Raw genomic sequence first — 24,985 nt, forward strand, 5'->3', positions numbered from 1 at the left:
CCGCTCGGGGCAGCCCAGGTCCGCTCGAACGACCGGTTCGGGACCTGGGCGGATGGCGTCGATCTTCCACCGCTCCGGTCCGGTCAGCCGCTACGGCACGGCCGCCGGCACCGGCGCGCTCGCCGTGTTGTTGCTGGTCGGGATCTGTGGCAGTCCGGCGTACACCCGTTGGGCCGCAACCCAGACCGACCCGGAGTCGGCCGGCGCCTTCTATCTGCGCCTGCTCGCGTGGCCGGCCTGGCGGCTCGACGCGGACGGGCAGGCCGGGGGCCTTTTCGCCGCCGACCTGCGGGCCGTGCTGCTGGTGGTCCTCGCGGTCGCCCTGCTCTACCTGTTGCCCGCCGCTCAGGTGGCCCGGGTGCCCGGCTCGGTCAGCCAGTTCCTCTCCGGCTGGGCCGCCTACGTGCTCGCCGGTGGGCTCGCCGCCGTGCTGGCGGCCCTGCTCAGCCCGGATCCGTCGCTGCTGGGTGCCCTACAGGACGCCAGCACCGGCGCCGGCTACGGCTTCCTCACCGGATGGATCATCGGCACCGCCAGCCTCGGCGGTCGCGCCTGACCTGGCCCCGCGGTCGCGCCTGACCTGGCCCGACGCGGTCGTTTGGGGCGGCCGGGACCGGGCCGCCGACGGCGGCAGCCCGGTCGCCGTCCGGTCACTTCGCCGGTCGGCCCAGGTCGAGCAGGCGGTGTCGGCTGAGCGCACCCACCGGGCGGCCGGCGTCGGTCACCACGAGCTGGTCCCGTCCCGAGGTGAGCAGCACCGCCAGCGCGTCGTAGGCGGTGCCGTCCAGTGCCACCGTGGGCAGGTCCGCGGCGGCGTCACCGGGTACGGGCTCCAGCGACTCCCGGTCGAGCGGGGTCACCGCCAGCCGGCGGATGCCCCGGTCGGCTCCGACGAACTCGCGGACGAACGGCGTGGCGGGTGCGCCGAGCAGGGCGGCCGGTGTGTCGTACTGCTCCAGGTGCCCGCCCTCGGAGAGCACCGCGATCCGGTCGCCGAGCCGGACCGCCTCGTCGAGGTCGTGGGTGACGAGGACCGTCGTCTTGCGGACCTCGGCCTGAAGGCGCAGGAACTCCTCCTGCAGGCGGGTACGGACGATCGGGTCGACGGCCGAGAACGGTTCGTCCATCAGCAGCACCACCGGGTCGGCGGCGAGCGCGCGGGCCACCCCGACCCGTTGCCGCTGGCCACCGGAGAGCTCGTGCGGGTAGCGGCCACCGAACTGGGCCGGGTCCAGGCCGACCAGGTCGAGCAACTCGTCGACCCGGTCCCGGGTCTGGCGCTTGGGCCACCGGAGCAGGCCCGGCACGGTGGCCACGTTGGCGCGGACCGTCTGGTGTGGAAAGAGGCCGACGTTCTGGATCACGTAACCGATGCGGCGGCGCAGCCGGACCGGGTCGACGTCGGTGACGTCCTCGTCGCCGAGCGTGATCCGGCCGGCGGTCGGCTCGATCAGGCGGTTGATCATGCGCAGTACCGTCGACTTGCCGCAGCCGGACGGGCCGATCAGCACCACCAGCTCGCCGGCCCGGACGTCCAGGCTGAGCTCCCGGACGGCCTCGGTGCCGTTCGGGTAGCGCTTCTGGATGCCCTGTAGGGAGATCGACGCCGCGCGAGGGGATCGGGCCGCGTCGGCAGCCTTCGGGGTAACGTCCACGTATGTCCTTCCGCCTGAGCTACCGGGCCGACCCGGGTAACCCCTGGTTCTCCTGGCAGTACGTGCGGGACAACTCTGACACGATCCTCGCCGCCGTGCGCGAACACGCCTCCCTCACCGGGCGGGCGGTGCTGCTCGCGGTGTTGATCGCGCTGCCGTTGTCCGTGTTGGCGTACTGGTTCCGGCCGCTCGCCGGTCCGATTCTGGCCGTCAGCGGGATCGTCTACACCATCCCGTCGTTGGCGCTCTTCGCGTTCGTCGCGCCGTACCTGGGCACCGGGACCACCACCGTACTGGTCGGGCTGGTGCTCTACGCGCTGCTGCTGATCGTGCGCAACGTGGTGGCCGGCCTCAACCAGGTGCCCCCGGAGGTCGGTGAGGCCGCCGAGGGGATGGGGTACGGCCGCTGGGGCCGACTGTTCCGGATCGACCTGCCGCTGGCGCTCCCGGGCATCGTGACCGGCGTACGGCTGGCGACCGTCTCGACGGTGGCGTTGGTCACAGTCGGCGTGCTCGTCGGGCATGGCGGCCTCGGTCAGTTGATCTTCGCGGGCTTCCAGAACAACCTCTACAAGGCCGAGATCATGACCGCCGCGCTGCTCTGCGTAGCGCTCGCGCTCGTGCTCGACCTCCTGCTCGTCCTGGTCGCCCGGCTGGTGACCCCCTGGTCCGCCCGGGGGGCACGGTGACCGTCGCGGCAAATCCGATCGGCCAGGCGATCACCTGGATCAACGACCCACTCAACTGGACCAACCCCGGCGGCATGCTGGACCGGCTCGGTGAGCACCTGACGATCTCGGCCCTGGCGGTGGCCCTCGGCTGCCTGGTGGCCTGGCCGCTGGGGCTCTGGCTGGGGCACCTCGGCCGGGGCGGTGGCCTGGTGGTGCTGGTGTCCAACGCCACCCTGGCCATCCCCACCCTGGCGCTGCTCACCATCCTGCCGGTGGCCCTCGACATCGGGTTCGGGCAGACGCCGGTGGTGGTGGCGCTCGCCGTCTTCGCCGTGCCGCCGTTGCTGGCCAACGCGTACACCGGGGTGCGGCAGGTGGACCCGGAGGCCCGCGACGCGGCCCGGGGGATGGGCCTGTCCGGCGGGCAGTTGCTGCGCCGCGTCGAGTTGCCGCTCGCGGTGCCCTACCTGGCCGCCGGCTTCCGGACCGCCGCGGTCCAGGTGATCGCGACCGCCGCGCTCGCCTCGTTCGTCGACGGCGGCGGCCTCGGCCAGATCATCCGGACCGGCTTCGGCATCGGCATCGCCGCCGGCGGCGGCCAGATCGTCGCCGGCGGTGTGCTGGTGGCCGGGCTCGCGCTGCTGGCCGAGGTGCTCCTCGGCGGTGTCGAACGCCTGGTCACCCCCCGTCCGTTGCGCCGCGGACGACAGCGGCTGGGTCGGCCCCGAGCCGCGGACGCCACCGGGCGCGCCTGACCCGTCCGGGTGAGCCCCGCGTCAGGTCGGCCACCGAAGCTGGTCGGATCGGTGACGATGAGGTGACGAAGTCCATCCCAGGTTGTCGGTCGGTTGCGGAGCATGTTGGGTGGACATTCGCGGGCGACCGACAGTCAGGATCGCCCGTCGGACACGCGGCCGGCCCGGGACGGGCCGCGCCGGGACACGGAAGGCGGGCACATGCGCGCACGTACACGTCTGGCGATCGGCGCGATCGGCGCCGTCGCCGGGGCAGCTCTTCTCACCGGCTGCGGTGACGCCGGCTCGTCCGGCACGGACGCACCCCAGTCGAGCGCCTCCGGCGCCGGATGCGCTCCGGTCGCCGGCAAGCAGCTCATCGCTCTGCAGGATGACAAGAAGCTCCAGAACTCCGACAACGTCATCCCGGCGGTCAACAGCAAGGCGGCCAACCCGCAGCTGATCGCCGCACTGGACAAGGTCTCCGCCGTACTCGACACCCCGAAGCTGGTCCAGCTCAACAAGGCGGTCAACGAGGACCGCAAGACCGCCAAGGTGGCGGCCGAGGAGTTCGCCAGCGCCAACAACGTCACCGCAGGCATCGCCAAGGGGCCGGGCGGCGACATCGTGGTGGGGGCCGCCAACTTCGCCGAGAGTCAGATCCTGGGTGAGCTGTACCGGATCGCGCTCACGGCCGCCGGCTACCAGGTCAAGGTGCAGCAGATCGGCAACCGCGAGCTGTACGAGCCGGCACTGGAAAAGGGTGAGATCCAGGTCGTCCCGGAGTACGCGGCGACCATGGCCGAGTTCCTCAACACCAAGGCCAAGGGCGGCACTCCGCCGCCGATCTCCTCGCCCGACATCAACACCACGGTGACCGCGCTCAAGGCCGAGGGCGACAAGGTGGGCATCACCTTCGGCACCCCGGCCGCCGCCCAGGACCAGAACGCCTTCGCCGTCACCCAGGAGTTCGCCGACAAGTACGGCGTGCGGACCCTGTCCGAGTTCGCCGCCAAGTGCTCCGGCAGTGCGACCGTGCTGGGTGGCCCGCCGGAGTGCGAACAGCGGGCCTTCTGCAAGCCGGGTCTGGAGAAGACGTACGGGCTGAAGGTCGGCTCGTTCTCCTCCCTGGACCAGGGTGGACCGCTCACCAAGAGCGGTCTGCGGGACGGCACGATCAGCGTGGGCCTGATCTTCTCCTCGGACGGCGCGTTCGCCACCAGCTGAGCCCTCGCCGGGCGTGCTGAGGACGCCCCCGCCTTGACCGGGCGGGGGCGTCCGCGCGTACCGGGACCCCGTTCCCTCCGATGGGGCTCGTCGGTAGGCTGCACATCCATGCCAGCCCCGGCCACCTCCGACGCCCGGCGTCGACCATCGCTGCTGACCGTGCTCTTCTGGGCGGGCGTCGCTCTCGCGCCGGTGGCGGCGCTGATCCTGCTGGTCGCCGACGGTAACGGCCCGCTGCGCTTCGCCGCCGTGCTCGCCATCGTCGCGGTGGTGCTGATCGGCCTCTCCATCGCGCTGCGGCCCGACGGTGAGGGCGCGCGAGCCGACGAACTGCTGGATGAGATCGAGGAGCTTCGCCGGGAGCTGCGGACCGAGATCGCCGCCGCCACGCAGCGCGGTAGCCAGGCGCTCGACCAGGCGCACCGGGCGCAGGAGGGGATCGCCACGATCCGTCGCCGGCTGGACGCCAGCGGTGCCGCTCTCGCCGGCGCCGCCCCCGTCGGTGCCGCTGCCCCCGTCGGTGCCGCCGCCGCCCCCGTCGCGGAGCCGCCAGGCCCCGGCCGGGCGCGGGTGCCGAGTGTCGAGCCGCCGGTGGACAACGCGGCGGTGGCCCGTAGCCGCGTCCAGGCACCGGGTGACGCACCGCCGGGCCGGGCCCGGGTGTCCGGAGCGGACGACGCGTCCCGGTGGAGCCGTCCCGGGCGCCCGGACGACGACGAGCCCGCCTACCCACGGGAGGCCGCGGAGCCACGCGCAGCCGCGAGGACGTACGGCGCAGCGCGCCCAGCCGACCCCGGGCACGGGTCGGCCCGTCCCCGGGAGCACGACCGCCCCGAGCCGGCGCACCGGCCGGTCGGCGTGGTCCGGCACACCGAGACCGTGCACGTCACCACAAGGCACACGGTGGTGGATGGCGGGCCGGCCGAGCCGGCCGGGCGCTACGACGGCGAGTACCCGGGCCGGTGGACCCCACCGGCGCAGGCGTGGACCCGGGGCGGTGGAGCGGACGAGCAGGCCCGCGCGGGCGGCCGACCGAGGGGCGAGGCGGCGGAGCGCCCCCGAGGCCGGTACGACGACGACCGACGCCCCGACGACGACCGTGCCCGCCCCGGCGACGACCGCGCGTGGGGGGCGCAGCGCCCGACCGGTGGGGAGCCCGAGTGGAGTGGCGCGCGGGAGGCGTCGGGTCGACGCGCCGACCGGCACGGTCCCGACGGCAACGAGCCGGGCTGGGCGGGTCACCGCGACGAGCCGGAGTGGACCGATCCGCGCGACAGGTACGCCCAGCCCGACGAGCCCGGCCCGGCCGCCAGGGCGCACCACGCGCCGGAGGGGCCGACCTCGGACTCCTGGGACAACCCGGACGATCGCGGCTGGTCGGACCAGCGCGATCGGGCGGCTGCGGCCGCACCTGAGCCCGGGCCGCCGCTGCGGGCCGACGACACGGGCGAGTACTGGTCACAGCTGCGGGCCGGTGACCGGTGGGCCGCCGTCCGCGACGACGAGAACGGCCGCGAGCTTCGGGTCGGTGAACGCCGGGCCGAGGTGCGCGCCGACGCCACCGGCACCGAGTACCGGGTGGCCGACCGCTGGGCCGAGGTCCGCCACGAGGAACCCCGGCAGCACGAGCAGCCGCGCCGCCCCGAGCAGCCGCGCCACCCGGAGGAGTCGCGCCGCCCGGAGCAGCCGCGTCGCTACGACGAGCCGCGCCGCCCGGAGCAGCCGCGTCAGCAGGACGAGCCGCGCCGCTACGGGGCGCCGCGTCGGAGCGAGGAGCGCGAGTCGTACCACCGGGCCGAGCCGGCGGACCGGCCGGCGCTGCCGGTGGGCGGCGTTCCCGTGCCGGACGAGTGGCGCCCGCCGCGCCAGCGCGGTCACCAGGCCGAACCCGCGCCGGAGCGGACCGGCCGGCGGCGAGTCGACGAGCGCTACGGCTACCCGCCGCAGGACGACGCGCCGCGTGCCGGTGGCGCGCCACCCGGCGACCGCTGGCGCTGAACGCTCAGGCGACCCGGCTCACTTGTCGATGTCGCCGACCACGAAGAACATCGAGCCGAGGATCGCGATCAGGTCCGGTACCAGGCAGCCGGGCAGCAGAGTGGCCAGCGCCTGCACGTTCGCGTAGGACGCGGTGCGCAACTTCAACCGCCACGGCGTCTTCTCACCCCGCGACACCAGGTAGTAGCCGTTGATGCCGAGCGGGTTCTCCGTCCAGGCGTACGTGTGCCCCTCCGGCGCCTTGAGCACCTTCGGCAGCCGGGTGTTGATCGGCCCGGTGAGCTGGTCCACCCGGTCCAGGCACTGCTCGGCGAGGTCCAGCGACGCGTACACCTGGTCCAGCAGCACCTCGAAGCGGGCGTGGCAGTCGCCGGCGGTCTTGGTGACCACCGGCACGTCCAGCTCGTCGTAGGCCAGGTACGGGTCGTCGCGGCGCAGGTCCAGGTCGAGCCCGGAGGCTCGGGCCACCGGCCCGGACGCCCCGAACGCGGCGGCGTCGGCGGCGGAGAGCACGCCCACGCCCACGGTGCGGGCCAGGAAAATCTCGTTGCGCCGGATCAGGTGGTCCAGGTCGGGCAGCCGCCGGCGTACCTCGCCGATCGCCGCGCGGGCCCGCCCGGTCCACCCGTAGGGCACCTCCTCCTTGAGGCCGCCCACCCGGTTGAACATGTAGTGGATCCGGCCGCCGGAGACCTCCTCCATCACCGCCTGGATGGTCTCCCGTTCCCGGAAGGCGTAGAAGATCGGCGTGATCGCCCCGATCTCCAACGGGTACGAACCGAGGAACATCAGGTGGTTGAGCACCCGGTTCAACTCCGCGAGGGCCATCCGCAGCCAGGTGGCCCGCTCCGGCACCTCCATGCCCATCAGGCGTTCCACCGCGAGCACCACACCCAGCTCGTTGGAGAACGCCGAGAGCCAGTCGTGCCTGTTCGCCAGCACGATGATCTGCCGGTAGTCGCGTACCTCGAAGAGCTTCTCCGCGCCCCGGTGCATGTAGCCGATGATCGGTTCGCAGGAGACCACCCGCTCACCGTCGAGCACCAGCTTGAGTCGCAGCACGCCGTGTGTGCTGGGGTGCTGCGGGCCGATGTTCAGCACCATGTCGGTGCCGAGCTGCTGATCACCGGTGCCGGCGATCAGGCCGGCCCCGGTGCCGACGGTCAGTTCACGGAGGTCCCCGGCGTCGGTGGTCATGCCCGTCATCGTGCCACGGCCGGGCCGAGCGGGATGCCGACCGGTTGGCGCAGCCACAGGTGCCCGCCGAGCCCGGCCGGGTCGGTCAGCTCGGCCACCGCCGACGCGGCGGCCAACGCCCGCACGTACCCCGCCGGGTCGGTGCCGGCCAGGCCGATCGGCGGTCGGCCGCCGTCGGCCCCGAGCGCCCGCAGCGCCTCCCGCTGCGAGACCAGGGAGTACGCACACCGGGCGACCGCCGCGCCGGCGGAGGCGACCGAGTCCATGGCGACGTGGGCGGTGACGTCACTCGACCCGTCCGGCACCGGAGGCACCTGCCGTCCAGCCCGGTAACCCGTCAGGGTCCCGTTCACCGGCCTGCTGTCCCGCAGGTGTCCGTAGTCGACGGCGACTGCTATTCCCCGCTCGATCTTCTGCACCGCGTTGGCCCACGCCTCATCTCTGCTTCGGCCGATTTCGGCTCGTGGGTGGTTGCTGTGGGGGGTTTCGGGGCAGCCCGGCCGGCTCCGGGCGGTCAGGCTTGATCCCTGCGCCGGCCGGGCTGCCCCGGAACCCGACTCGCTCTCGCTTGTCGCGCCCGTTGAGGTCACCCCCCGATCCGGTTCGCTGTCCGTGCTGGGCGGGCTCGTGGGGCTGGGCCACCACTTCGTCAGCCAGTCAAGATCAGCGGGGCTGAGTGGGTCACCAACCGTTTCGGTGCCGTTCTCGGGGTCGACCAGCACGTACCGCCAGCCGTCTTCGGTGTTGACTGCCACGTCCAGGGGGACGTTGTCCAGCCACTCGGTGGCCAGTAGCACTCCGTTGATCTTGGTCGGGATCTCGGCTGTCCAGTTGATCTCTTCGGGCAGGTTCTTCGGGCGGTCGGCGTACTCGACTGCTCTGAAGCGCACCCGCTCCGCGAGCGACGGACGGACCGTGCCGGACGACGGCTCCTCTCCCAGCGGACGGGCGGAAACCCCCACCGCAACCCCGACGGCCGGTTCCGCTGCGACGAGCCTGAGCAGGCTGTGCAGAAGCTCCCCACGCCCAGCCCCGACATCGACCACGTCGAGCCGTGGCGGATGGTCGAGTGCGGTGTCCACCTCCGAGATCAGGCGCAGCACGGCGTTGGCGAAGGCTGGGGAGGCGTGCACGCTGGTGCGGAAGTGGTCGGCCGGCCCGGTGCCGGTGACGAAGAAGCCGCCCGGCCCGTAGAGGGCCCGGCTCATGGCGTCCCGCCAGAGGGTCGACATCAGTTCACTCCGAGTTGAGCGTGGGTCACCGTGCCGACCCTACGGTCCGGGCCGCCGTCCGTGGTTCAGGCCTGGAAGTAGTGCCCCTCGTCCAGGTCGGCGATCAGGCCGGGGTGGGTGGGGACCCAGCCCAGTAGCTCGCGCGTGATCGCGGATGACGTCGGGTTGTCCATCTGCGCGAACGACCCGAGGAAGCCGAAGTAGTCGTTCGCCTCGTCGGCGCTGATGCTCCGGACCGGGATGTCGAGGTTTCGGCCGATGGCAGCGGCGATCTGCTGGAAGGGAACACCTTCGTCGGCTGCTGCGTGCAGGCGCGTACCGGCCGGGGCCCTGACGAGGGCGAGCCGGTAGAGCTCGGCCGCGTCGAGCGTGTGCACGGCCGGCCACCGGTTGGCGCCGTCGCCGACGTAGGCGGCGTACCCGTTCCGGCGTGCGGCAGCGATGAGAACGGTGATGAAGCCGTACTGGTCGAGCGGGCTGTGCACGGTGGGCGCGAGCCGGACGACGGCACCGCGCACACCGCGGGAGGCGAGGCCGGCGACGAAGTTCTCCGCGTCGATCCGGTAGCCGCCGCTCGGGAAGGCGTCGCGTTCGGTGCCGGGGCGGCCGACGACGCCGCCCAGCGCGAGCATCGCCGTCCCGCTGGTGCCGATCAGCGGTTTGCCGGAGCCGTCCAAACCGTCGGCGAGCGCCCTGAGCGCGTCCAGGTCGACCTCGGCCGCGCCGGCCATGTCGCCGGTCAGCATCAGGTCGTGGCGGAACGCCAGGTGGATCACCCCGTCGGAGGCGGCCGCTTCCGCACGGAGCAGGTCGAGGTCGGAGAGGTCGCCGCGGCGCGCCTCGGCGCCGAGCTTCTCGATCGCGGCGGCGGACGTGTCGGAGCGGGCCAGGCCGACAACGTCGTGTCGGGCGGAGAGCAGTGCCGGTACGACCGCGGAGCCGAGATGGCCGGAGGCACCTGTGACGAATACGCGCATGGCAGTTCCTTCGTGGGAGAGTGATGTCACCTTGCGACATGACCGTATCTCGTGATGTCGCAAGATGACATGGCTCAGACGAAAGAATGTCGCAGTGTGACATCAGATACCATGGCCGGATGGCCCGCTGGCAACCGGACGCGCGCGGCCGCCTGGAGGCGGCCGCCTTCGAGCTGTTCCGTGAGCGCGGCTTCGAGGAGACCACCGTCGCCGACATCGCCACCCGAGCCGGCGTCGACAAGCGGACCTTCTACCGGCTCTTCGGCGACAAGCGCGAGGCGCTCTTCAGCGGCAGCGGGCAGCTGGAGGAGATCCTGGTCAAAGCGGTGGTCGAGACGGACGCTGCCCCCTTCGAGGCGGTCGTCGCCGCCTTCCGCCGGGCAGCGGAAGAAATCTTCGCCGACCGCCTTGAACGGGTCCGGATGCGTCAATCCATCATTCAGAGCAGCCCCGAGCTGCAGGAGCGCGAGCTGCGCAAGACAGGCGCACTGGTAGCTGCGGTCACCGTCGCCCTGCGCGCCAAGGGCCTCGACGAGAGCACGGCCACCCTGGCCACCGAGTCCGGTGTCACGGTCTTCCGCGTCGCGTACGCGCGCTGGGTCGCGCCCGACAGCGACGCCTCGCTCGCCGACCTGATCACCGAGGTGGCCACCGAACTGCGTGCCGTCACGTCCGCCCCAGGGCGGCGTTGACGGAGGCCTTCCGTCAGTGGTGAACGTTTTCACACATGCTTGTCCTGGTTCGGCAGGCCGGGCGCATACTTGCGATCGACCGGTACCCCTCCTCGTGGACTGGATCGTCGTCATGAGCGCACCGTTGCGCCCGCGTCCGGCAGCCCCGCACGGGTCCGCCGCATCGCGGGATCGCGCCGTCATCGGCGCCCCCTCCTCCCGCCTGCTCACCGTCGGCGTCGTTGGCGCCGGTCGGGTCGGAGCCGTCCTGGGCGCCGCACTCGTCGCCGCCGGGCACCGCGTGGTCGCCGTCACCGGCGACTCCGGGGCCAGCCAGGCCCGCCTCGCCCTGCTGCTGCCCGAGGTGCCCCGCCGCCCGGCCGCCGCCGTCGCCCACGCCGCCGCCGACCTGCTGCTGATCGCGGTGCCGGACGACGCGTTGGCCGGTGTGGTGGCCGACCTCGCCGAACGGGGCGCGCTGCGTCCGGGTCAGATCGTCGCGCACACCTCCGGCGCGCACGGCCTGACCGTGCTGTCGCCGGCCGCCGCGGTCGGCGCCCGGCCACTCGCTCTGCACCCCGCGATGACCTTCACCGGTACGCCGGACGACCTGGCCCGGCTGGAGGGCATCTCGTACGGGGTGACCGCCCCGGCGGAGCTGCGCCCCCTCGCCGCCCGGCTGGTCGCCGACCTGGGCGGCGTGCCCGAGTGGGTGGCCGAGTCGGACCGCCCGCTGTACCACGCCGCGTTGGCCCACGGCGCGAACCACCTGGTGACCCTGGTGAACGAGGCAACCGACCGGCTGCGCGACGCCGGGGTGGCCCGACCGGAGAAGGTACTGGCCCCGCTGCTACGAGCCGCCCTGGAAAATGCGCTGCGCCTCGGTGACGACGCGTTGACCGGTCCGGTCTCCCGGGGCGACGCGGGCACCGTCCAGCGGCACCTGGCCCGGTTGGCCGCCACCGCACCGGAGTCCGTCCCCGCCTATCTCGCGTTGGCCCGCCGTACCGCCGACCGGGCGATCGCCGCCGGCCGACTGCGGCCGGTGGACGCGCAGTCGCTGCTCGGCGTGCTCGCGAGGAGTGAGCCGATCCTGCGAACCGAGGGGGCGCTATGACACAGCTCGTGCACTCGCGCGCGGAGCTGGCCGAGGCGCGGGCCGCTCTGAAGGGCACGGTCGGGGTCGTGATGACGATGGGCGCCCTGCACTCGGGGCATGAGACGTTGCTGCGCGCGGCCCGGGAACAGGCCGACCACGTGCTGGTGACGATCTTCGTGAACCCGTTGCAGTTCGGGCCGAACGAGGACTTCGACCGCTACCCACGCACCCTGGACGCCGATCTGGAGGTGTGCCGGCGGGCGGGCGCGGACCTCGTCTTCGCCCCGTCGGTGGCGGACATGTACCCGGACGGCCAGCCCCAAGTCCGCCTCGACCCGGGTCCGCTCGGCGCGGAGTTGGAGGGCGCGAGCCGCCCCGGGTTCTTCCACGGGGTGCTCACCGTGGTGCTGAAGCTGCTCCAGCTCACCCGACCCGACCTGACGTTCTTCGGCGAGAAGGACTACCAGCAGCTCACCCTGGTCCGGCGAATGACCCGGGACCTGGACGTGCCGGTCGAGGTGGTCGGCGTGCCGACCGTCCGGGAGCCGGACGGATTGGCGCTGTCCAGCCGCAACCGCTACCTGAGCGAGTCGGAGCGGGCCGCGGCGCTGAGCCTGTCCGCCGCGTTGCGGGCCGGTGCGCGGGCCGCCGAGGACGGCCTGGACGCGGGTGCGGTGCTGACCGCCGCGCACGCCGCGTTCGGTGCCGGTACGCCGGGTGCCCGCCTCGACTACCTGGTGCTCACCGACCCCGAGTTGGACCCGGGGCCGGTCGCCGGGCCGGCGCGGCTGGTGATCGCCGCCTGGGTGGGCGCGACCCGCTTGATCGACAACGCGGCGATCCACCTCGCCCCGCGCCCCTGACCGGGCCGCACCACCCTCCACCACTTCGTGAAAGGCCACCCCGATGCTGCGGACCATGCTCAAGTCGAAGATCCACCGGGCCACGGTGACCCAGGCCGACCTGCACTACGTCGGTTCGGTGACGGTGGACGAGGACCTGCTCGACGCCGCCGACCTGCTCCCCGGAGAGCAGGTGGCGATCGTGGACATCACCAACGGCGCACGGCTGGAGACGTACGTGATTCCCGGCGTGCGGGGCAGCGGCGTGATCGGCATCAACGGTGCCGCCGCGCACCTGGTGCACCCCGGTGACCTGGTCATCCTGATCTCGTACGCCCAGATGGACAACGCCGAGGCCCGCTCGTACCGCCCACGGGTGGTGCACGTGGACGCCGACAACCGGGTTCTCGAGTTGGGTGCCGACCCGGCCGCGGCGGCGCCCGGCACGGCCGGCCACCCGGTGCCCAGCCCGTTGGCCGTGTCCGGAGTCTGATCCCGCGCGAGGCGATTCCGGTCTGTTACCGGAAGGTCATTTCCGGTTACCCTTGGCGCGCTGGCGGAAGCCGGTCGGTGGCTGGGGGAGGCCGCTATGCGCAGTGCCAGGACGACCGTGTTCGCCGCTGCCGTGACGGCGGTGCTGCTCGCTGGGTGTGCCGGGTCGGGTGATCTGGACGGTGACCTGACCGACGACTGGGCGGCGCTGCCGCCGGCGACGGCGTTCACCCCGGCCGCCGGTGTCTGTCAGGCCGCCGACTTCACCGATGTGGTCACCCTGGCCGCCTACGAGCCGGTGGACTGCGCCGGCCCGCACCGGCTGGAAACGGTGCATGTGGGGGCGTTTCCGGTCGAGCGGGCGAGTGCGCCGGCGGGTGGTTCGGCGGAGTTGCGGGGCGCCTTCACCGAGTGCGACACCCGGGCGACCGGGTACGTGGGCGACGACTGGCGGGCCGGCCGGCTGCGGTTGTCGGTGGCGTTGCCCTCGGGGCCGGGCTGGGCGGCCGGTTCCCGGTGGTTCCGGTGTGACCTGACCGAGCTGACCACGGTCGAGGCCGCGGCCACCGTTGTGGTCCGGTCGGGCAGCCTGCGGGATGCGTTGAAGGGGCCTGCCGGGCTGCGCCTCGGTTGCCAGCAGACCCGCACCGCGGCCGGTGCGGGGGTGCGCACGCTGATTCCGGTGGAGTGCGCGCAACGGCACGACGCCGAGTTCGTCGGGGTGTGGCGCGCGCCGGAGATGGCGTACCCGACCCGGGACGCCGACTGGGAGCCGCTGTACACCGGCTGCCGCAGCGTCCTCGGCCGGTACGTGGGTGTGCCGGACGACGTCGACCTGCGCTTTCGCAGCGGGTTGGTGGTCCGTCCGCCGGGTGCGGGGCGCTGGCGGGTCGGTGACCGAGGCGTCCGCTGCTACCTGTGGCTCAGCGACCGTACGGTGACCGCCTCGCTGAAGGGCACCGGCCCGGCCGGCCTTCCGGTCCGGACGAAGTGACCACCGGCTGACGGCCGGCGCGGCGCCGGACGGGGTAGCCCAAAACACTCGTCCCGCCCCCGCCGCCCCGAGCGAGGATGGTTCGGGTTGACTGGGGGGATGGACCTTCCGACCGTCGAACTGCCGGCCCTGCCCGCGTTGCTGGCCGCGCCCGCGCCCGGCTGGGTGGAGACCACCGACGTGATCGTGGTGGGTTCCGGGGTGGCCGGGTTGACCGCGGCGCTGCACCTGCGGGAGGCGGGCCTGCACGTCACGGTGGTCACCAAGGTCAACATCGACGACGGCTCGACGCGGTGGGCACAGGGCGGCATCGCCGCCGTGCTCGACCCGACGGACACCCCCGCGGCGCACGCCCGTGACACCCAGATCGCCGGGGTCGGGCTCTGCGACCCGGCGGCGGTACGGGTGCTGGTCGAGGAGGGTCCGGCCCGGCTGCGGGAGCTGATGCGCATCGGCGCCGAGTTCGATCGCCATCCGGACGGATCGTTGATGTTGACCCGCGAGGGCGGCCACCGGGCGGACCGGATCGTGCACGCCGGCGGTGACGCCACCGGCGCGGAGGTGCAGCGGGCGCTGCACGCGGCGGTGCAGCGCGACCCGTGGATCCGACTCGTCGAACACGCCCTGGTCCTGGATCTGCTGCGAGCGCCGGGCGACGGCCCGGACGGGCTCGGCCCGGCCTGCGGGATCACCCTGCACGTGCTCGGTGAGGGCAGCGAGGACGGCGTCGGCGCGCTGCTGGCCCGCGCGGTGGTGCTCGCCACCGGCGGGATGGGGCAGATCTTCGCGGCCACCACCAACCCGGCGGTCTCCACCGGCGACGGGGTCGCGCTCGCGATGCGGGCCGGCGCGGCGGTGACCGACGTGGAGTTCGTCCAGTTCCACCCGACCGCCCTGATCACCCCGCCCGGCGCGGGAGTGCCCGGTGCCGGGCACGCGCAGCAGCCGCTGGTCTCCGAGGCGCTGCGCGGTGAGGGCGCGTACCTGGTGGACGCCGACGGCAAGCGGTTCATGGTGGGTCAGCACGAGTTGGCCGAGCTGGCACCCCGGGACGTGGTGGCCAAGGGCATCCACCGGGTGTTGCTGGCCACCGGCGATGACCACGTCTTCCTCGACGCACGGCACCTGGGCGGCGACTTCCTGGCCGGTAGGTTCCCCACCATCGTGGCGTCCTGCCTGGCGATCGGCGTGGACCCGGCGACCGACCTGATCCCGGTGGCGCCGGCCGCCCACTACGCCTCCGGCGGTGTCCGCACCGACCTGCGCGGCCGCACCTCCATCCCGGGCCTGTACGCCTGCGGCGAGGTGGCCTGCACGGGTGTGCACGGCGCGAACCGGTTGGCCAGCAACTCGCTGCTGGAGGGTCTGGTCTTCTCCCGGCGGATCGCCGAGGACATCGCGGCGGGCCTGCCCGAGCAGGTTCAGCCGGCCGACACCGGCGCCTGGCGCGGAGGCGAGGGCTGGGTGCTGCCCGCGGCGGCGACGCCGACCCTGCAACGGGCGATGACCCGGGGCGCCGGGGTGCTCCGATCCGCGGCGACGCTGGCGGGGACCGCCGGAACGCTGCGGGAGTTGGGCGTTGCCCGGGGCCGGCCGCGGACCGCCGACTGGGAGGCGACCAACCTGCTCACGGTGGCGTCGACGCTGGTGGCCGCCGCGTACGCGCGTGGCGAGACCCGGGGCTGCCACTGGCGGGAGGACTTCCCGACGGCCGACGAACGGTGGCTGGGTCACCTGGTCGGGTCGGTCGGGGCGGAGGGCCGGGTGGGCCAACAGTGGGAGGGGACATCGTCATGACGGGGTCGACAGAGGCGGCGTTGCGGGCGGGCGGGCTGGATCCGGCGCAGGTGCGGCAGGTGATCGAGACCGCGCTGGTCGAGGATCTGGGTCCCGATTTCCTGGACGTCACGAGCGTGGCCACCATTCCGGCGGAACAGACCGACACCGCCGACCTGGTGGCTCGCGCGGATGGTGTGCTGGCCGGGATGGCGGTGGCCGCCGCCGTGTTCGAGCTGGTGGGCGAGGTGACCGGCTTCGGTCGTACCGTCGAGGTGTCGGTGTTGGCCCACGACGGTGAGCGGGTGGCCCGCGGCGCGGTGCTGGCGACGGTGACCGGCCCGACCCGGCTGCTGCTGACGGCCGAGCGGACGGCGCTGAACCTGCTCTGCCGGATGTCCGGGGTGGCCACCCACACCCGTGCCTGGGCGGACGCGTTGGCCGGTACGAAGGCGATGGTGCTGGACACCCGCAAGACGACGCCGGGCCTGCGGGCGCTGGAGAAGTACGCGGTGCGGGCCGGTGGGGGCACCAACAAGCGGATGGGCCTCTACGACGTTGCCATGATCAAGGACAACCACAAGGTGGCGGCCGGAAGTATCACGGCGGCCTATCGGCGGGTCCGGGAGGCGTTCCCGGAGGTGCCGGTGCAGGTCGAGGTAACCACCGTCGACGAGGCGGTCGAGGCGGTGGAGGCCGGGGCGGATTTCCTGCTCTGCGACAACATGACGCCCGAGGTGCTGGCCGAGGCGGTGGCCGCGGTGGGCGACCGGGCGGAGTTGGAGGCGACCGGCGGGTTGACCCTGGAGGTGGCGGGCCGGTACGCGGCGACCGGCGTCGACTTCCTCTCGGTGGGCGCGTTGACCCACTCGTCGCCGATCCTGGACATCGCGCTGGACCTGCGCACCGACTAGTTGTCTAGGCTGCGTGCGTGCTGCTCTGCATCGACATCGGAAACACCAACACCGTGCTGGCGACCTTCGACGGCGACAAGCTGGTGCACTCCTGGCGGATCAAGACCGATGCCCGCTCGACGGCGGACGAGTTGGGCCTCATGTTCCGCGGGCTGCTCGCCGGGGACAACGTCGAGATCACCGGCGTGGCCGCCTGCTCGACCGTGCCGGCCGCGCTGCGCTCGCTGCGCACCATGCTCGGCCGCTACTACGCCGACCTGCCGAGCGTGATCGTCGAGCCGGGCGTGCGGACCGGGGTGCAGTTGGCGATCGACAATCCGAAGGAGGTGGGCGCCGACCGGGTGGTGAACACGCTGGCCGCGTACTCCCTCTACGGCGGGCCGTCGATCGTGGTGGACTTCGGTACCACCACCAACTTCGATGTGATCAGCGGTCGCGGCGAGTTCCTCGGCGGGGCGTTCGCCCCGGGCATCGAGATCTCCTTCGACGCGCTGGCCGCCCGGGCGGCCCAGCTGCGCAAGGTCGAGGCCACCAAGCCCCGCTCGGTGATCGGCAAGAACACCGTGGAGTGCCTCCAGGCCGGCCTGTACTTCGGCTTCGCCGGGCAGGTGGACCGCATCGTGGAGCGGATGACCGAGGAGCTGGGCGAGGTGAAGGCCGTGATCGCCACCGGCGGGCTGGCCTCCCTGGTGATCAACGAGTGTCGCACCATCACCCACCACGAGCCGATGATCACGCTGATCGGCCTCCGGATGGTCTACGAGCGCAACCTCTGACGCCGCAGTGGACCGTCAGCGCCGGCGGGCTCGGAAGACAAGCGTCCGGTACGGCAGCTCCACGCGGTCCCGTCCGGCCAGGTCCGGATGGGTGGCGAGGAGGTCGCGCAACTCCCGCTCCACGGCCTCCTGGCTCGATTGGTCGGCGGTGAGGTAGTACGAGCGGGTGCGCATCATGCCGACGACCTCGTCCACGGTGAGGGCGGTGCGCTGGCTGAACTCACCGAGCTCCACGTCGCCGAACGCCGGGCCGAACGTGGTCACCGACTCGATGAGGTTGTCGGCGTTGCTGCCCATGTGGGCGATTCGACCCAGCTCGGCCACCCACTCGACCCGATCGTCCCGGATGTTCCAGATCGGGGCGAACGTGCCGTCGGTCCGGAGCACGCGGGCGATCTCCGCATGTGCCCGCTCCCGGTCGAACCAGTGGTAGGCCTGTCCGACCAACACCGCGTCCGCTGCCCCGTCCGGCAGGGGAACGGACTCCGCTCCACCAGCCAGGGAGTCGACGCCCGGGGTGGCCACCGCCAGTTGGGCGCGCATGCCCGGATCGGGTTCCACCGGCGTCACCTCGTGCCCGAGCGCGAGCACCTCGCGGGTGAGGATGCCGGTGCCCGCGCCCAGGTCGACGACCCGGGCGGCGTCGCCCAGTCCCTCCAGCGCCCAGCGGACCGCGGCCTGCGGGTAACGGGGTCGAAGCCGGTCGTACTCCGCTGCCGCCGCACCGAACGACAGGGCCTGAGTGTGATTCGCCATGACGGGCAGGTTATCCGGTAACGACCCCCTGGCGGCATGAGTACGCTCAGGGGCTGACCCCGCCGAAAACTCCCTGAGGAAGCGTGCCGTGAGCGAGCAGAACGCCGTGCCAGTGGACCCCGCCGACGACCTTCCCGAGCAGATGAAGGTCCGCCGGGAGAAGCGGGACCGGATGCTCGCCGAGGGCATCGAGCCCTACCCGGTCGGCTTTGCCCGGACGACCACCCTGGCGCAGATCCGGACCCGCTACGCCGACCTGCCGACCGACACCGCGACCGGCGACCAGGTCGCGGTCACCGGCCGGGTGATCTTCGTACGCAACACCGGGAAGCTGTGCTTCGCGACCCTGCGCGACGGCGACGGCACCGAGTTGCAGGCGATGCTCTCACTGGACCGGGTCGGCCCAGAGCGGTTGGAGGCGTGGAAGCGCCTGGTCGACCTCGGCGACCAGGTCGGCGTCACCGGTGAGGTGATCACCAGTCGTCGGGGTGAGTTGTCGGTGCTGGCGCAGCAGTGGGACATGACCGCCAAGGCGCTGCGACCGTTGCCGGTGGCGCACAAGCCGCTCTCCGAGGAGGCCCGAGTCCGGCAGCGTTACGTCGACCTGATCGTCCGGCCGCAGGCACGGGACATGGTCCGTACCCGAGCCGCCGCCGTGCGCAGTCTGCGCGATTCACTGCACGGGCAGGGCTTCATCGAGGTGGAAACGCCGATGCTGCAACTGCTGCATGGTGGTGCGACGGCCCGACCGTTCGTGACCCACAGCAATGCGTTGAGCACCGATCTGTATCTGCGAATCGCTCCGGAACTGTTTCTCAAGCGCGCTGTGGTTGGCGGCGTCGACCGCGTCTTCGAGATCAACCGCAACTTCCGTAATGAGGGTGTCGACTCTTCGCACTCGCCGGAGTTCGCGATGCTGGAGACGTACCAGGCGTACGGCGACTACGACACGATCGGCGAGCTGACCCGTAATCTTGTGCAACAGGCGGCGATCGCGGTCAGCGGTTCGATGGTGGTGACCCACGCCGACGGACGCGAGTTCGACCTGGGCGGCGAGTGGCGGTCGGTGACACTCTTCGGCGTGCTTTCCGAAGCGCTCGGCGAGGAGGTCACGGTCCGCACCGACCGATCCCGCCTGGTGGAGTACGCGGACAAGGTGGGATTGGCGGTCGACCCGAAGTGGGGGCCGGGCAAGCTGGCCGAGGAACTGTTCGAGGAGTTGGTCGTCCCCAGCCTGGTGGCTCCCACCTTCGTGCGGGACTACCCGGAGGAGACCAGCCCGCTCACCCGGGGCCACCGCAGTGAGCCGGGGCTGGCCGAGAAGTGGGACCTCTACGTGCTCGGATTCGAGCTGGGCACCGGATACTCCGAGCTGGTCGACCCGGTCGTCCAGCGGGAGCGGCTGGTGGCCCAGGCGCAGCTCGCGGCCCGTGGCGACGACGAGGCGATGCGCCTCGACGAGGACTTTCTGCGGGCGATGGAGTACGGAATGCCACCGTCCGGCGGTATGGGAATGGGAATCGACCGGATGTTGATGGCCCTGACCGGCCTCGGAATTCGGGAAACGATCCTCTTCCCGTTGGTCCGCCCCGAGTAGGGCGCGCCCGGCTCACCCCACGCCGTAACGGCATCCTATTGACGTGGCAAGTACTGCGGGGGTTATTGTGCTCTCGTTAGCAGGAGTGCCCTGCTCGAAAGGAATGTGGGACGTGGCCAAGCAGATCATTCACAAGCTGGTCGATGACCTGGACGGCGGGGACGCGGACGAGACCGTCAAGTTCGCCCTCGACGGCGTTCAGTACGAGATCGACCTGTCGAGTGCCAACGCCGCTAAATTGCGCGACGCTTTTGCCTCGTACGTGGGCGCCGGCACCAAGGTCGGCCGGGGCGGCGTGGTGATCGGTGGGCGTGCTGCTCGCGGTCGGGGCGGCGCGACCGCCGATCGGGAACAGAACAAGGCGATCCGGGAGTGGGCCAAGAAGGCCGGCAAGGACATCTCGGACCGGGGTCGTATCCCGCAGGAGATCGTTGACGAGTACCACGCGAAGCGCTGATCCATCAGCGGTGGGTGCCAGTCGCCCCCACAGGCGACACCGACGCCGGGCCGGAGTGGTTCTCCGGGCCGGCGTCGCCGTCTCCGGGTCCGCGGTAAGGGGTCCGCGGTGCGGGAAGCATTCCGCCTCCACCGACGTTGTCCACAACCAGTGGAGCAACTATCCACAGCCTGTGGACAACCCTCCCCAGGGTTGGGCGCAGCGGTCGTCGCAAGCCCGGTTTACCCCCTCCGGGGGCTTCCGGAGCGCTTCCGAGGCCCGGATCGGGCTCCGGTCGTGCCAGTCGGATTTCGCTCTGCGCGTAGCGACAGGACTACCGGAACACCTCCTGAGCGCGGACGGTTGTCCAAAACGACGTGCAACCGACCCAGACCGGAGACACACGACCTCAGCTGAGTCGGTCAGCGACGATAGAGTAAGGAGGCACGGACGCCCGTCCCGGACGTTCGTGCACCGGCCCCGCCAAGATCTTGACCATCAAGGCGCACGGCACGTGAGGAGCACGAGGGCATGTTCGAGCGGTTCACCGACCGAGCGCGACGGGTTGTCGTCCTGGCCCAAGAAGAGGCCCGGATGCTCAACCACAACTACATCGGTACGGAACACATCCTGCTGGGCCTGATCCACGAAGGTGAAGGCGTCGCGGCAAAGGCCCTGGAGAGCCTCGGCATCTCCCTGGAGGGCGTCCGCCAGCAGGTCGAGGAGATCATCGGCCAGGGCCAGCAGGCGCCGAGCGGGCACATCCCGTTCACGCCGCGGGCCAAGAAGGTGCTGGAGCTGTCGCTGCGCGAGGCGCTGCAGCTCGGCCACAACTACATCGGCACCGAGCACATCCTGCTCGGGCTGATCCGCGAGGGCGAGGGCGTCGCCGCCCAGGTGCTGGTCAAGCTCGGCGCCGACCTCAACCGGGTCCGCCAGCAGGTGATCCAGCTGCTCTCCGGCTACCAGGGCAAGGAGCCTGCCGCGGCGGGCGCCGCGCCGGGTGAGGCCGCGCCGTCGACCAGCCTGGTGCTGGACCAGTTCGGCCGCAACCTGACCCAGGCCGCCCGCGAGGGCAAGCTCGACCCGGTCATCGGGCGCGAGAAGGAAATCGAGCGGGTCATGCAGGTGCTCTCCCGCCGTACCAAGAACAACCCGGTCCTGATCGGTGAGCCCGGCGTCGGTAAGACCGCCGTGGTGGAGGGGCTTTCCCAGAAGATCATCAAGGGCGAGGTGCCCGAGACTCTCAAGGACAAGCAGCTCTACACGCTCGACCTGGGTGCGCTCGTCGCCGGTTCCCGTTACCGCGGTGACTTCGAGGAGCGCCTCAAGAAGGTGCTCAAGGAGATCCGCACCCGCGGCGACATCATCCTGTTCATCGACGAGATCCACACCCTGGTGGGTGCGGGTGCCGCCGAGGGCGCGATCGACGCCGCGAGCATCCTCAAGCCGATGCTGGCCCGTGGTGAGCTGCAGACCATCGGCGCCACCACGCTCGACGAATACCGCAAGCACCTGGAGAAGGACGCCGCTCTCGAGCGCCGGTTCCAGCCGATCCAGGTGGGTGAGCCGTCGCTGGCGCACACCATCGAGATCCTCAAGGGCCTGCGCGACCGGTACGAGGCGCACCACCGGGTCTCGATCACCGATGCCGCCCTGGTGGCCGCCGCGACGCTGGCCGACCGGTACATCTCCGACCGCTTCCTGCCGGACAAGGCGATCGACCTGATCGACGAGGCCGGTGCCCGGATGCGGATCCGTCGGATGACCGCGCCGCCAGACCTGCGTGACTTCGACGAGCGCATCGCCCAGGTGCGTCGCGACAAGGAGTCCGCGATCGACGCGCAGGACTTCGAGCGTGCCGCCCAGCTGCGCGACAAGGAGAAGCAGCTGCTCGGCCAGAAGGCCCAGCGGGAGAAGGAGTGGAAGGCCGGTGACCTGGACGTCGTCAGCGAGGTTGACGACGAGCAGATCGCCGAGGTGCTCGGCAACTGGACCGGCATCCCGGTCTACAAGCTGACCGAGGAGGAGACCTCTCGCCTGCTGCGCATGGAGGACGAGCTGCACAAGCGCGTCATCGGCCAGGAGGATGCGGTCAAGGCGGTCTCGAAGGCGATCCGGCGTACCCGGGCCGGCCTGAAGGACCCGAAGCGCCCGTCGGGCTCGTTCATCTTCGCCGGCCCGTCCGGTGTCGGTAAGACCGAGCTGTCCAAGGCGCTCGCCGAGTTCCTCTTCGGCAGCGAGGATGCCCTCATCCAGCTGGACATGTCCGAGTTCCACGACCGTTACACGGTCTCCCGGCTCGTGGGTGCCCCTCCCGGCTACGTCGGCTACGACGAGGGCGGGCAGCTGACCGAGAAGGTGCGGCGTCGGCCGTTCTCGGTGGTCCTCTTCGACGAGATCGAGAAGGCCCACCCGGACGTGTTCAACACGCTGCTCCAGATCCTCGAGGACGGTCGGCTCACCGACGGTCAGGGTCGGATCGTGGACTTCAAGAACACGGTCATCATCCTGACCACCAACCTGGGCACCCGTGACGTCGCCAAGGCGGTGTCGCTGGGCTTCCAGGCGTCGGAGGACTCCGAGTCCAACTACGACCGGATGAAGCAGAAGGTCAACGACGAGCTCAAGCAGCACTTCCGGCCTGAGTTCCTCAACCGGATCGACGACACCATCGTCTTCCACCAGCTGCGTCAGACCGAGATCCTCTCGATCGTGGACATCATGATCCAGCGGATCGAGGGCCAGCTGCGCAACAAGGACATGGGTCTGGAGCTGACCGACAACGCCAAGAAGTACCTGGCGGCGAAGGGCTTCGACCCGGTGCTCGGTGCCCGTCCGCTTCGTCGCACGATCCAGCGCGACATCGAGGACAACCTCTCCGAGCGGATCCTGTTCAACGAGCTGACCCCGGGTCAGATCGTCGTGGTGGACTGCGAGGGCGATCCGAACGACATCGACAAGTCCAAGCTCGTCTTCCGGGGCGCGGACAAGCCGGTCGAAGTTCCGGACGCCGTGCCGGCCGACCTCGGTGGCACTGCCGCTGGCACCGCCGCAGCGGCCACGGACGAGTAGCACAACCAGCAGTACGGGGCGGGGTCTCGGTGGCGTGAGCCATCGGGGCCCCGCCCCTCGTTGCGCTACCCCGAAGGTCACCCACACCGCACCGCCGGTGCCGCGCCAGCGCCCGTGCCTGTGTCGCGCCCGTGCCTGTGTCGCGCCCGTGCCTGTGTCGCGCCCGCGCCTGTGTCGCGCCCGCGCCTGTGTCGCGCCCGCGCCTGTGTCGCGCCCGTGTCCGCCCAGCCCGTGCCCGCCCAGCCCGTGCCCGTGCCCGCCCAGCACGTGCCTGCCTGCGCCCGTGCCGCGCCCGTGGCTGCGCGCGCCCGTGCCCGTGGCTGTGCCGGGCCGCGCCTGTGCCTGCCTGCGCCTGTGCCCGCCCGCGCGCGTGCCGCGCCCGTCGCGCTAGCCGTGCCATCTCAGGCAAGATCCACGCAACATCAGGGAAAGTGCTGCCTCAGCGGGTCCGGAGGCAGCACTTTCCCTGATGTTGCGGGTGAGAGAAGGGACGGGGCCGGAGCGCGGGGCGGAGTGTCGAGGTCGGGTTGGGGCGTGGCCTCCCGGCGGAGCACCCAGCCGCAAGATCACGCAACATCCAGGATTTAGGGGTATCCGGCGCGCGACGACACCACTACATCCGGGATCGAGCACGATCTTGGGGTGCTCGAGGGCCGTCCGCCAGATGTGCGTGGTTGGTCGGGCTGGGCTGGACGGAACCCGCCCCAGGCGGAGGCCGCCCCAGGCGGAGGCCGCCCCAGGCGGAGACCGCCCCAGGCGGGGCCGCCCCAGCGGAGGCCGCAGCGAAGGCGCCCAGGCGCGGCCTCCCCAGGAGGACCTTCCCCAGCGGGGGCCGTCTCGGTGGCACCCTCCCAGCGGAGGCCGGTGAGTCAGCTGGTGAGGTCGGCGGTGGGGAAGGAGGGACCGTCGCCGGCGAGGCGGAAGGAATCGGTGTCGGCCGGTTCGACGAGCCCGTCCTGCACCAGGCCGGCCAGGGCTCGGGCGCGCTGCACGTCGTCGGTCCAGACCTGGTCAAGCCGTTCGTGCGGCACCGGACCGGTGGCGTCCCGGAGCACCCCGAGCAGCAGGCCGCGTACCTGTCGGTCGGTGCCCGCGTACCGCTGGGGTCGGCGGGTTGGACCTGTTGGGGCCTCCCGGCCGGAAGCCCGCCACGCGCAGATCGACTCGACCGGGCAGGTCGGGCAGCGCGGCGACCGGGCGGTGCAGATGACCGCGCCCAGTTCCATGAACGCGGCGCTGGCCAGCGCCGCCGCGGCCGGTTCCGTCGGGAGTAGCTCTTCGGTGGCGACCAGGTCGGCTGGCCGGGTGACCGGCCCGGCGTCCGGCTCGCCGGCTACCGCCCGGCAGACCACCCGTCGCACGTTGGTGTCGACCACCGGGTGCCGCTGCCCGTACGCGAATGCAGCCACCGCCCGTGCCGTGTACGTCCCGACTCCCGGCAGGGCCAGCAGTTGCTCCAGGCGGTCCGGGACCTGGCCGCCGTGCCGGTCGACGATCGCCACCGCGCATTCTCGCAGCCGAATCGCCCGACGGGGGTAGCCGAGGCGTCCCCACATCCGGATCGCCTCGGCGGGGCTGTCCGCCGCCAACGCTGCCGGGTCCGGCCAGCGGGCCAGCCATGCCTGCCAGGCCGGCACCACCCGGACCACGGGTGTCTGTTGAAGCATGACCTCGCTGACCAGGATGGCCCACGGGCTGGTGTCCGGCGCACGCCAGGGGAGGTCGCGGGCGTGTTGCTGGAACCATCGGCTGACCAGGGTGGCGAAATCGGGCTGAGTCATGGCGACGTCGATGATGTCACGCGCCGGGGTCCCGCTGGTTGGGCGGCTCGGGCGGGGTGTCCCGGCGGCGCGCCCCGGATCGGAG

At 71.9% G+C, this 24,985-nt stretch carries 22 protein-coding genes; 16 read left to right on the top strand and 6 right to left on the bottom strand.

Annotated features, from left to right (window positions below):
• Positions 1-52: 52 nt before the first annotated feature.
• Positions 53-556 (top strand): hypothetical protein, encoded by a 504-nt coding sequence (locus AB0O48_RS06525; protein WP_357252851.1) that lies wholly within the window; start codon positions 53-55, stop codon positions 554-556.
• Between the two features lie 94 nt (positions 557-650).
• Here AB0O48_RS06525 and AB0O48_RS06530 read toward each other — a convergent pair whose 3' ends face one another.
• Positions 651-1,655 carry an ATP-binding cassette domain-containing protein gene (locus AB0O48_RS06530; RefSeq protein ID WP_357252848.1) on the bottom strand — a complete coding sequence of 335 codons (1,005 nt, stop codon included), beginning with the start codon at positions 1,653-1,655 and terminating at the stop codon, positions 651-653.
• A gap of 2 nt (positions 1,656-1,657) precedes the next feature.
• On the opposite strand from AB0O48_RS06530, the gene AB0O48_RS06535 reads away from it, so the two are divergent.
• The 4 genes from AB0O48_RS06535 (at position 1,658) to AB0O48_RS06550 (ending at position 6,285) form a co-directional block, all read left to right on the top strand.
• Positions 1,658-2,344, top strand: coding sequence for an ABC transporter permease (locus tag AB0O48_RS06535; RefSeq protein WP_365063618.1), 687 nt, complete (start codon positions 1,658-1,660; stop codon positions 2,342-2,344).
• Positions 2,341-3,081 carry an ABC transporter permease gene (locus AB0O48_RS06540; RefSeq protein WP_365063621.1) on the top strand — a complete coding sequence of 247 codons (741 nt, stop codon included), beginning with the start codon at positions 2,341-2,343 and terminating at the stop codon, positions 3,079-3,081. The genes AB0O48_RS06535 and AB0O48_RS06540 overlap by 4 nt, the downstream gene beginning before the upstream one ends.
• 201 nt (positions 3,082-3,282) lie before the next feature.
• Positions 3,283-4,287: a glycine betaine ABC transporter substrate-binding protein gene (locus AB0O48_RS06545; protein ID WP_357252840.1), complete on the top strand. Its 1,005-nt coding sequence runs from the start codon at positions 3,283-3,285 to the stop codon at positions 4,285-4,287.
• A gap of 108 nt (positions 4,288-4,395) precedes the next feature.
• On the top strand, positions 4,396-6,285 hold the full coding sequence (locus AB0O48_RS06550; protein ID WP_365063625.1) for a hypothetical protein: 1,890 nt from the start codon (positions 4,396-4,398) through the stop codon (positions 6,283-6,285).
• A gap of 18 nt (positions 6,286-6,303) precedes the next feature.
• Here the strand turns inward: AB0O48_RS06550 and AB0O48_RS06555 are convergent, their stop codons facing one another.
• The 3 genes from AB0O48_RS06555 to AB0O48_RS06565 form a co-directional block, all read right to left on the bottom strand.
• Positions 6,304-7,491: an NADH-quinone oxidoreductase subunit D gene (locus tag AB0O48_RS06555; RefSeq protein ID WP_357252834.1), complete on the bottom strand. Its 1,188-nt coding sequence runs from the start codon at positions 7,489-7,491 to the stop codon at positions 6,304-6,306.
• Complete coding sequence (locus tag AB0O48_RS06560; RefSeq protein WP_365063629.1) at positions 7,488-8,714, bottom strand: SAM-dependent methyltransferase; 1,227 nt, start codon at positions 8,712-8,714, stop codon at positions 7,488-7,490. Before AB0O48_RS06560 ends, AB0O48_RS06555 begins: the two co-directional genes overlap by 4 nt.
• A gap of 65 nt (positions 8,715-8,779) precedes the next feature.
• Positions 8,780-9,691 (bottom strand): SDR family oxidoreductase, encoded by a 912-nt coding sequence (locus AB0O48_RS06565; protein ID WP_357252827.1) that lies wholly within the window; start codon positions 9,689-9,691, stop codon positions 8,780-8,782.
• Positions 9,692-9,810: 119 nt separating this feature from the next.
• Between AB0O48_RS06565 and AB0O48_RS06570 the strand changes: the two genes are divergently transcribed.
• From AB0O48_RS06570 to AB0O48_RS06605, 8 genes are all read left to right on the top strand, one after another.
• A complete protein-coding gene (locus AB0O48_RS06570; RefSeq protein WP_357252824.1) occupies positions 9,811-10,383 on the top strand; it encodes a TetR family transcriptional regulator in 573 nt (190 codons plus the stop codon).
• Between the two features lie 112 nt (positions 10,384-10,495).
• Positions 10,496-11,479, top strand: a complete 984-nt coding sequence (locus AB0O48_RS06575) for a Rossmann-like and DUF2520 domain-containing protein (protein ID WP_365063633.1) — start codon at positions 10,496-10,498, stop codon at positions 11,477-11,479.
• Positions 11,476-12,324: a pantoate--beta-alanine ligase gene (panC, locus tag AB0O48_RS06580; protein WP_365063636.1), complete on the top strand. Its 849-nt coding sequence runs from the start codon at positions 11,476-11,478 to the stop codon at positions 12,322-12,324. The genes AB0O48_RS06575 and panC overlap by 4 nt, the downstream gene beginning before the upstream one ends.
• 43 nt (positions 12,325-12,367) lie before the next feature.
• The gene (panD, locus tag AB0O48_RS06585) at positions 12,368-12,796 is read left to right on the top strand and encodes an aspartate 1-decarboxylase (RefSeq protein ID WP_357570787.1); all 429 of its coding nucleotides are present in this window, start codon (positions 12,368-12,370) and stop codon (positions 12,794-12,796) included.
• Between the two features lie 96 nt (positions 12,797-12,892).
• On the top strand, positions 12,893-13,789 hold the full coding sequence (locus tag AB0O48_RS06590; RefSeq protein WP_357570788.1) for a septum formation family protein: 897 nt from the start codon (positions 12,893-12,895) through the stop codon (positions 13,787-13,789).
• A 99-nt stretch (positions 13,790-13,888) separates the two neighbouring features.
• Positions 13,889-15,586, top strand: a complete 1,698-nt coding sequence (locus AB0O48_RS06595) for an L-aspartate oxidase (protein ID WP_365063640.1) — start codon at positions 13,889-13,891, stop codon at positions 15,584-15,586.
• A complete protein-coding gene (gene nadC, locus AB0O48_RS06600) occupies positions 15,583-16,479 on the top strand; it encodes a carboxylating nicotinate-nucleotide diphosphorylase (RefSeq protein WP_357570790.1) in 897 nt (298 codons plus the stop codon). The genes AB0O48_RS06595 and nadC overlap by 4 nt, the downstream gene beginning before the upstream one ends.
• Before the next feature lie 17 nt (positions 16,480-16,496).
• Entirely contained in the window at positions 16,497-17,255 is a 759-nt protein-coding gene (locus tag AB0O48_RS06605; protein ID WP_357067967.1) for a type III pantothenate kinase, read from the top strand.
• A 15-nt stretch (positions 17,256-17,270) separates the two neighbouring features.
• Here AB0O48_RS06605 and AB0O48_RS06610 read toward each other — a convergent pair whose 3' ends face one another.
• A complete protein-coding gene (locus tag AB0O48_RS06610) occupies positions 17,271-18,011 on the bottom strand; it encodes a class I SAM-dependent methyltransferase (RefSeq protein WP_357252803.1) in 741 nt (246 codons plus the stop codon).
• Positions 18,012-18,099: 88 nt separating this feature from the next.
• Here AB0O48_RS06610 and lysS point away from each other — a divergent pair, with 88 nt between their 5' ends.
• The 3 genes from lysS to AB0O48_RS06625 all read left to right on the top strand — a co-directional run bounded on the left by lysS (position 18,100) and on the right by AB0O48_RS06625 (position 23,119).
• Positions 18,100-19,608 (top strand): lysine--tRNA ligase, encoded by a 1,509-nt coding sequence (gene lysS, locus AB0O48_RS06615; RefSeq protein WP_357252800.1) that lies wholly within the window; start codon positions 18,100-18,102, stop codon positions 19,606-19,608.
• 112 nt (positions 19,609-19,720) lie between these two features.
• The gene (locus AB0O48_RS06620; RefSeq protein WP_110563841.1) at positions 19,721-20,065 is read left to right on the top strand and encodes an Lsr2 family protein; all 345 of its coding nucleotides are present in this window, start codon (positions 19,721-19,723) and stop codon (positions 20,063-20,065) included.
• A gap of 510 nt (positions 20,066-20,575) precedes the next feature.
• Positions 20,576-23,119: an ATP-dependent Clp protease ATP-binding subunit gene (locus AB0O48_RS06625; RefSeq protein WP_357252797.1), complete on the top strand. Its 2,544-nt coding sequence runs from the start codon at positions 20,576-20,578 to the stop codon at positions 23,117-23,119.
• A gap of 869 nt (positions 23,120-23,988) precedes the next feature.
• On the opposite strand, the gene AB0O48_RS06630 is transcribed toward AB0O48_RS06625, so the two are convergent.
• Positions 23,989-24,900, bottom strand: coding sequence for an A/G-specific adenine glycosylase (locus tag AB0O48_RS06630; RefSeq protein WP_365063647.1), 912 nt, complete (start codon positions 24,898-24,900; stop codon positions 23,989-23,991).
• Between the last annotated feature and the right edge of the window lie 85 nt (positions 24,901-24,985).

Source organism: Micromonospora sp. NPDC085948, from assembly GCF_040686315.1.
GTDB lineage: Bacteria > Actinomycetota > Actinomycetes > Mycobacteriales > Micromonosporaceae > Micromonospora.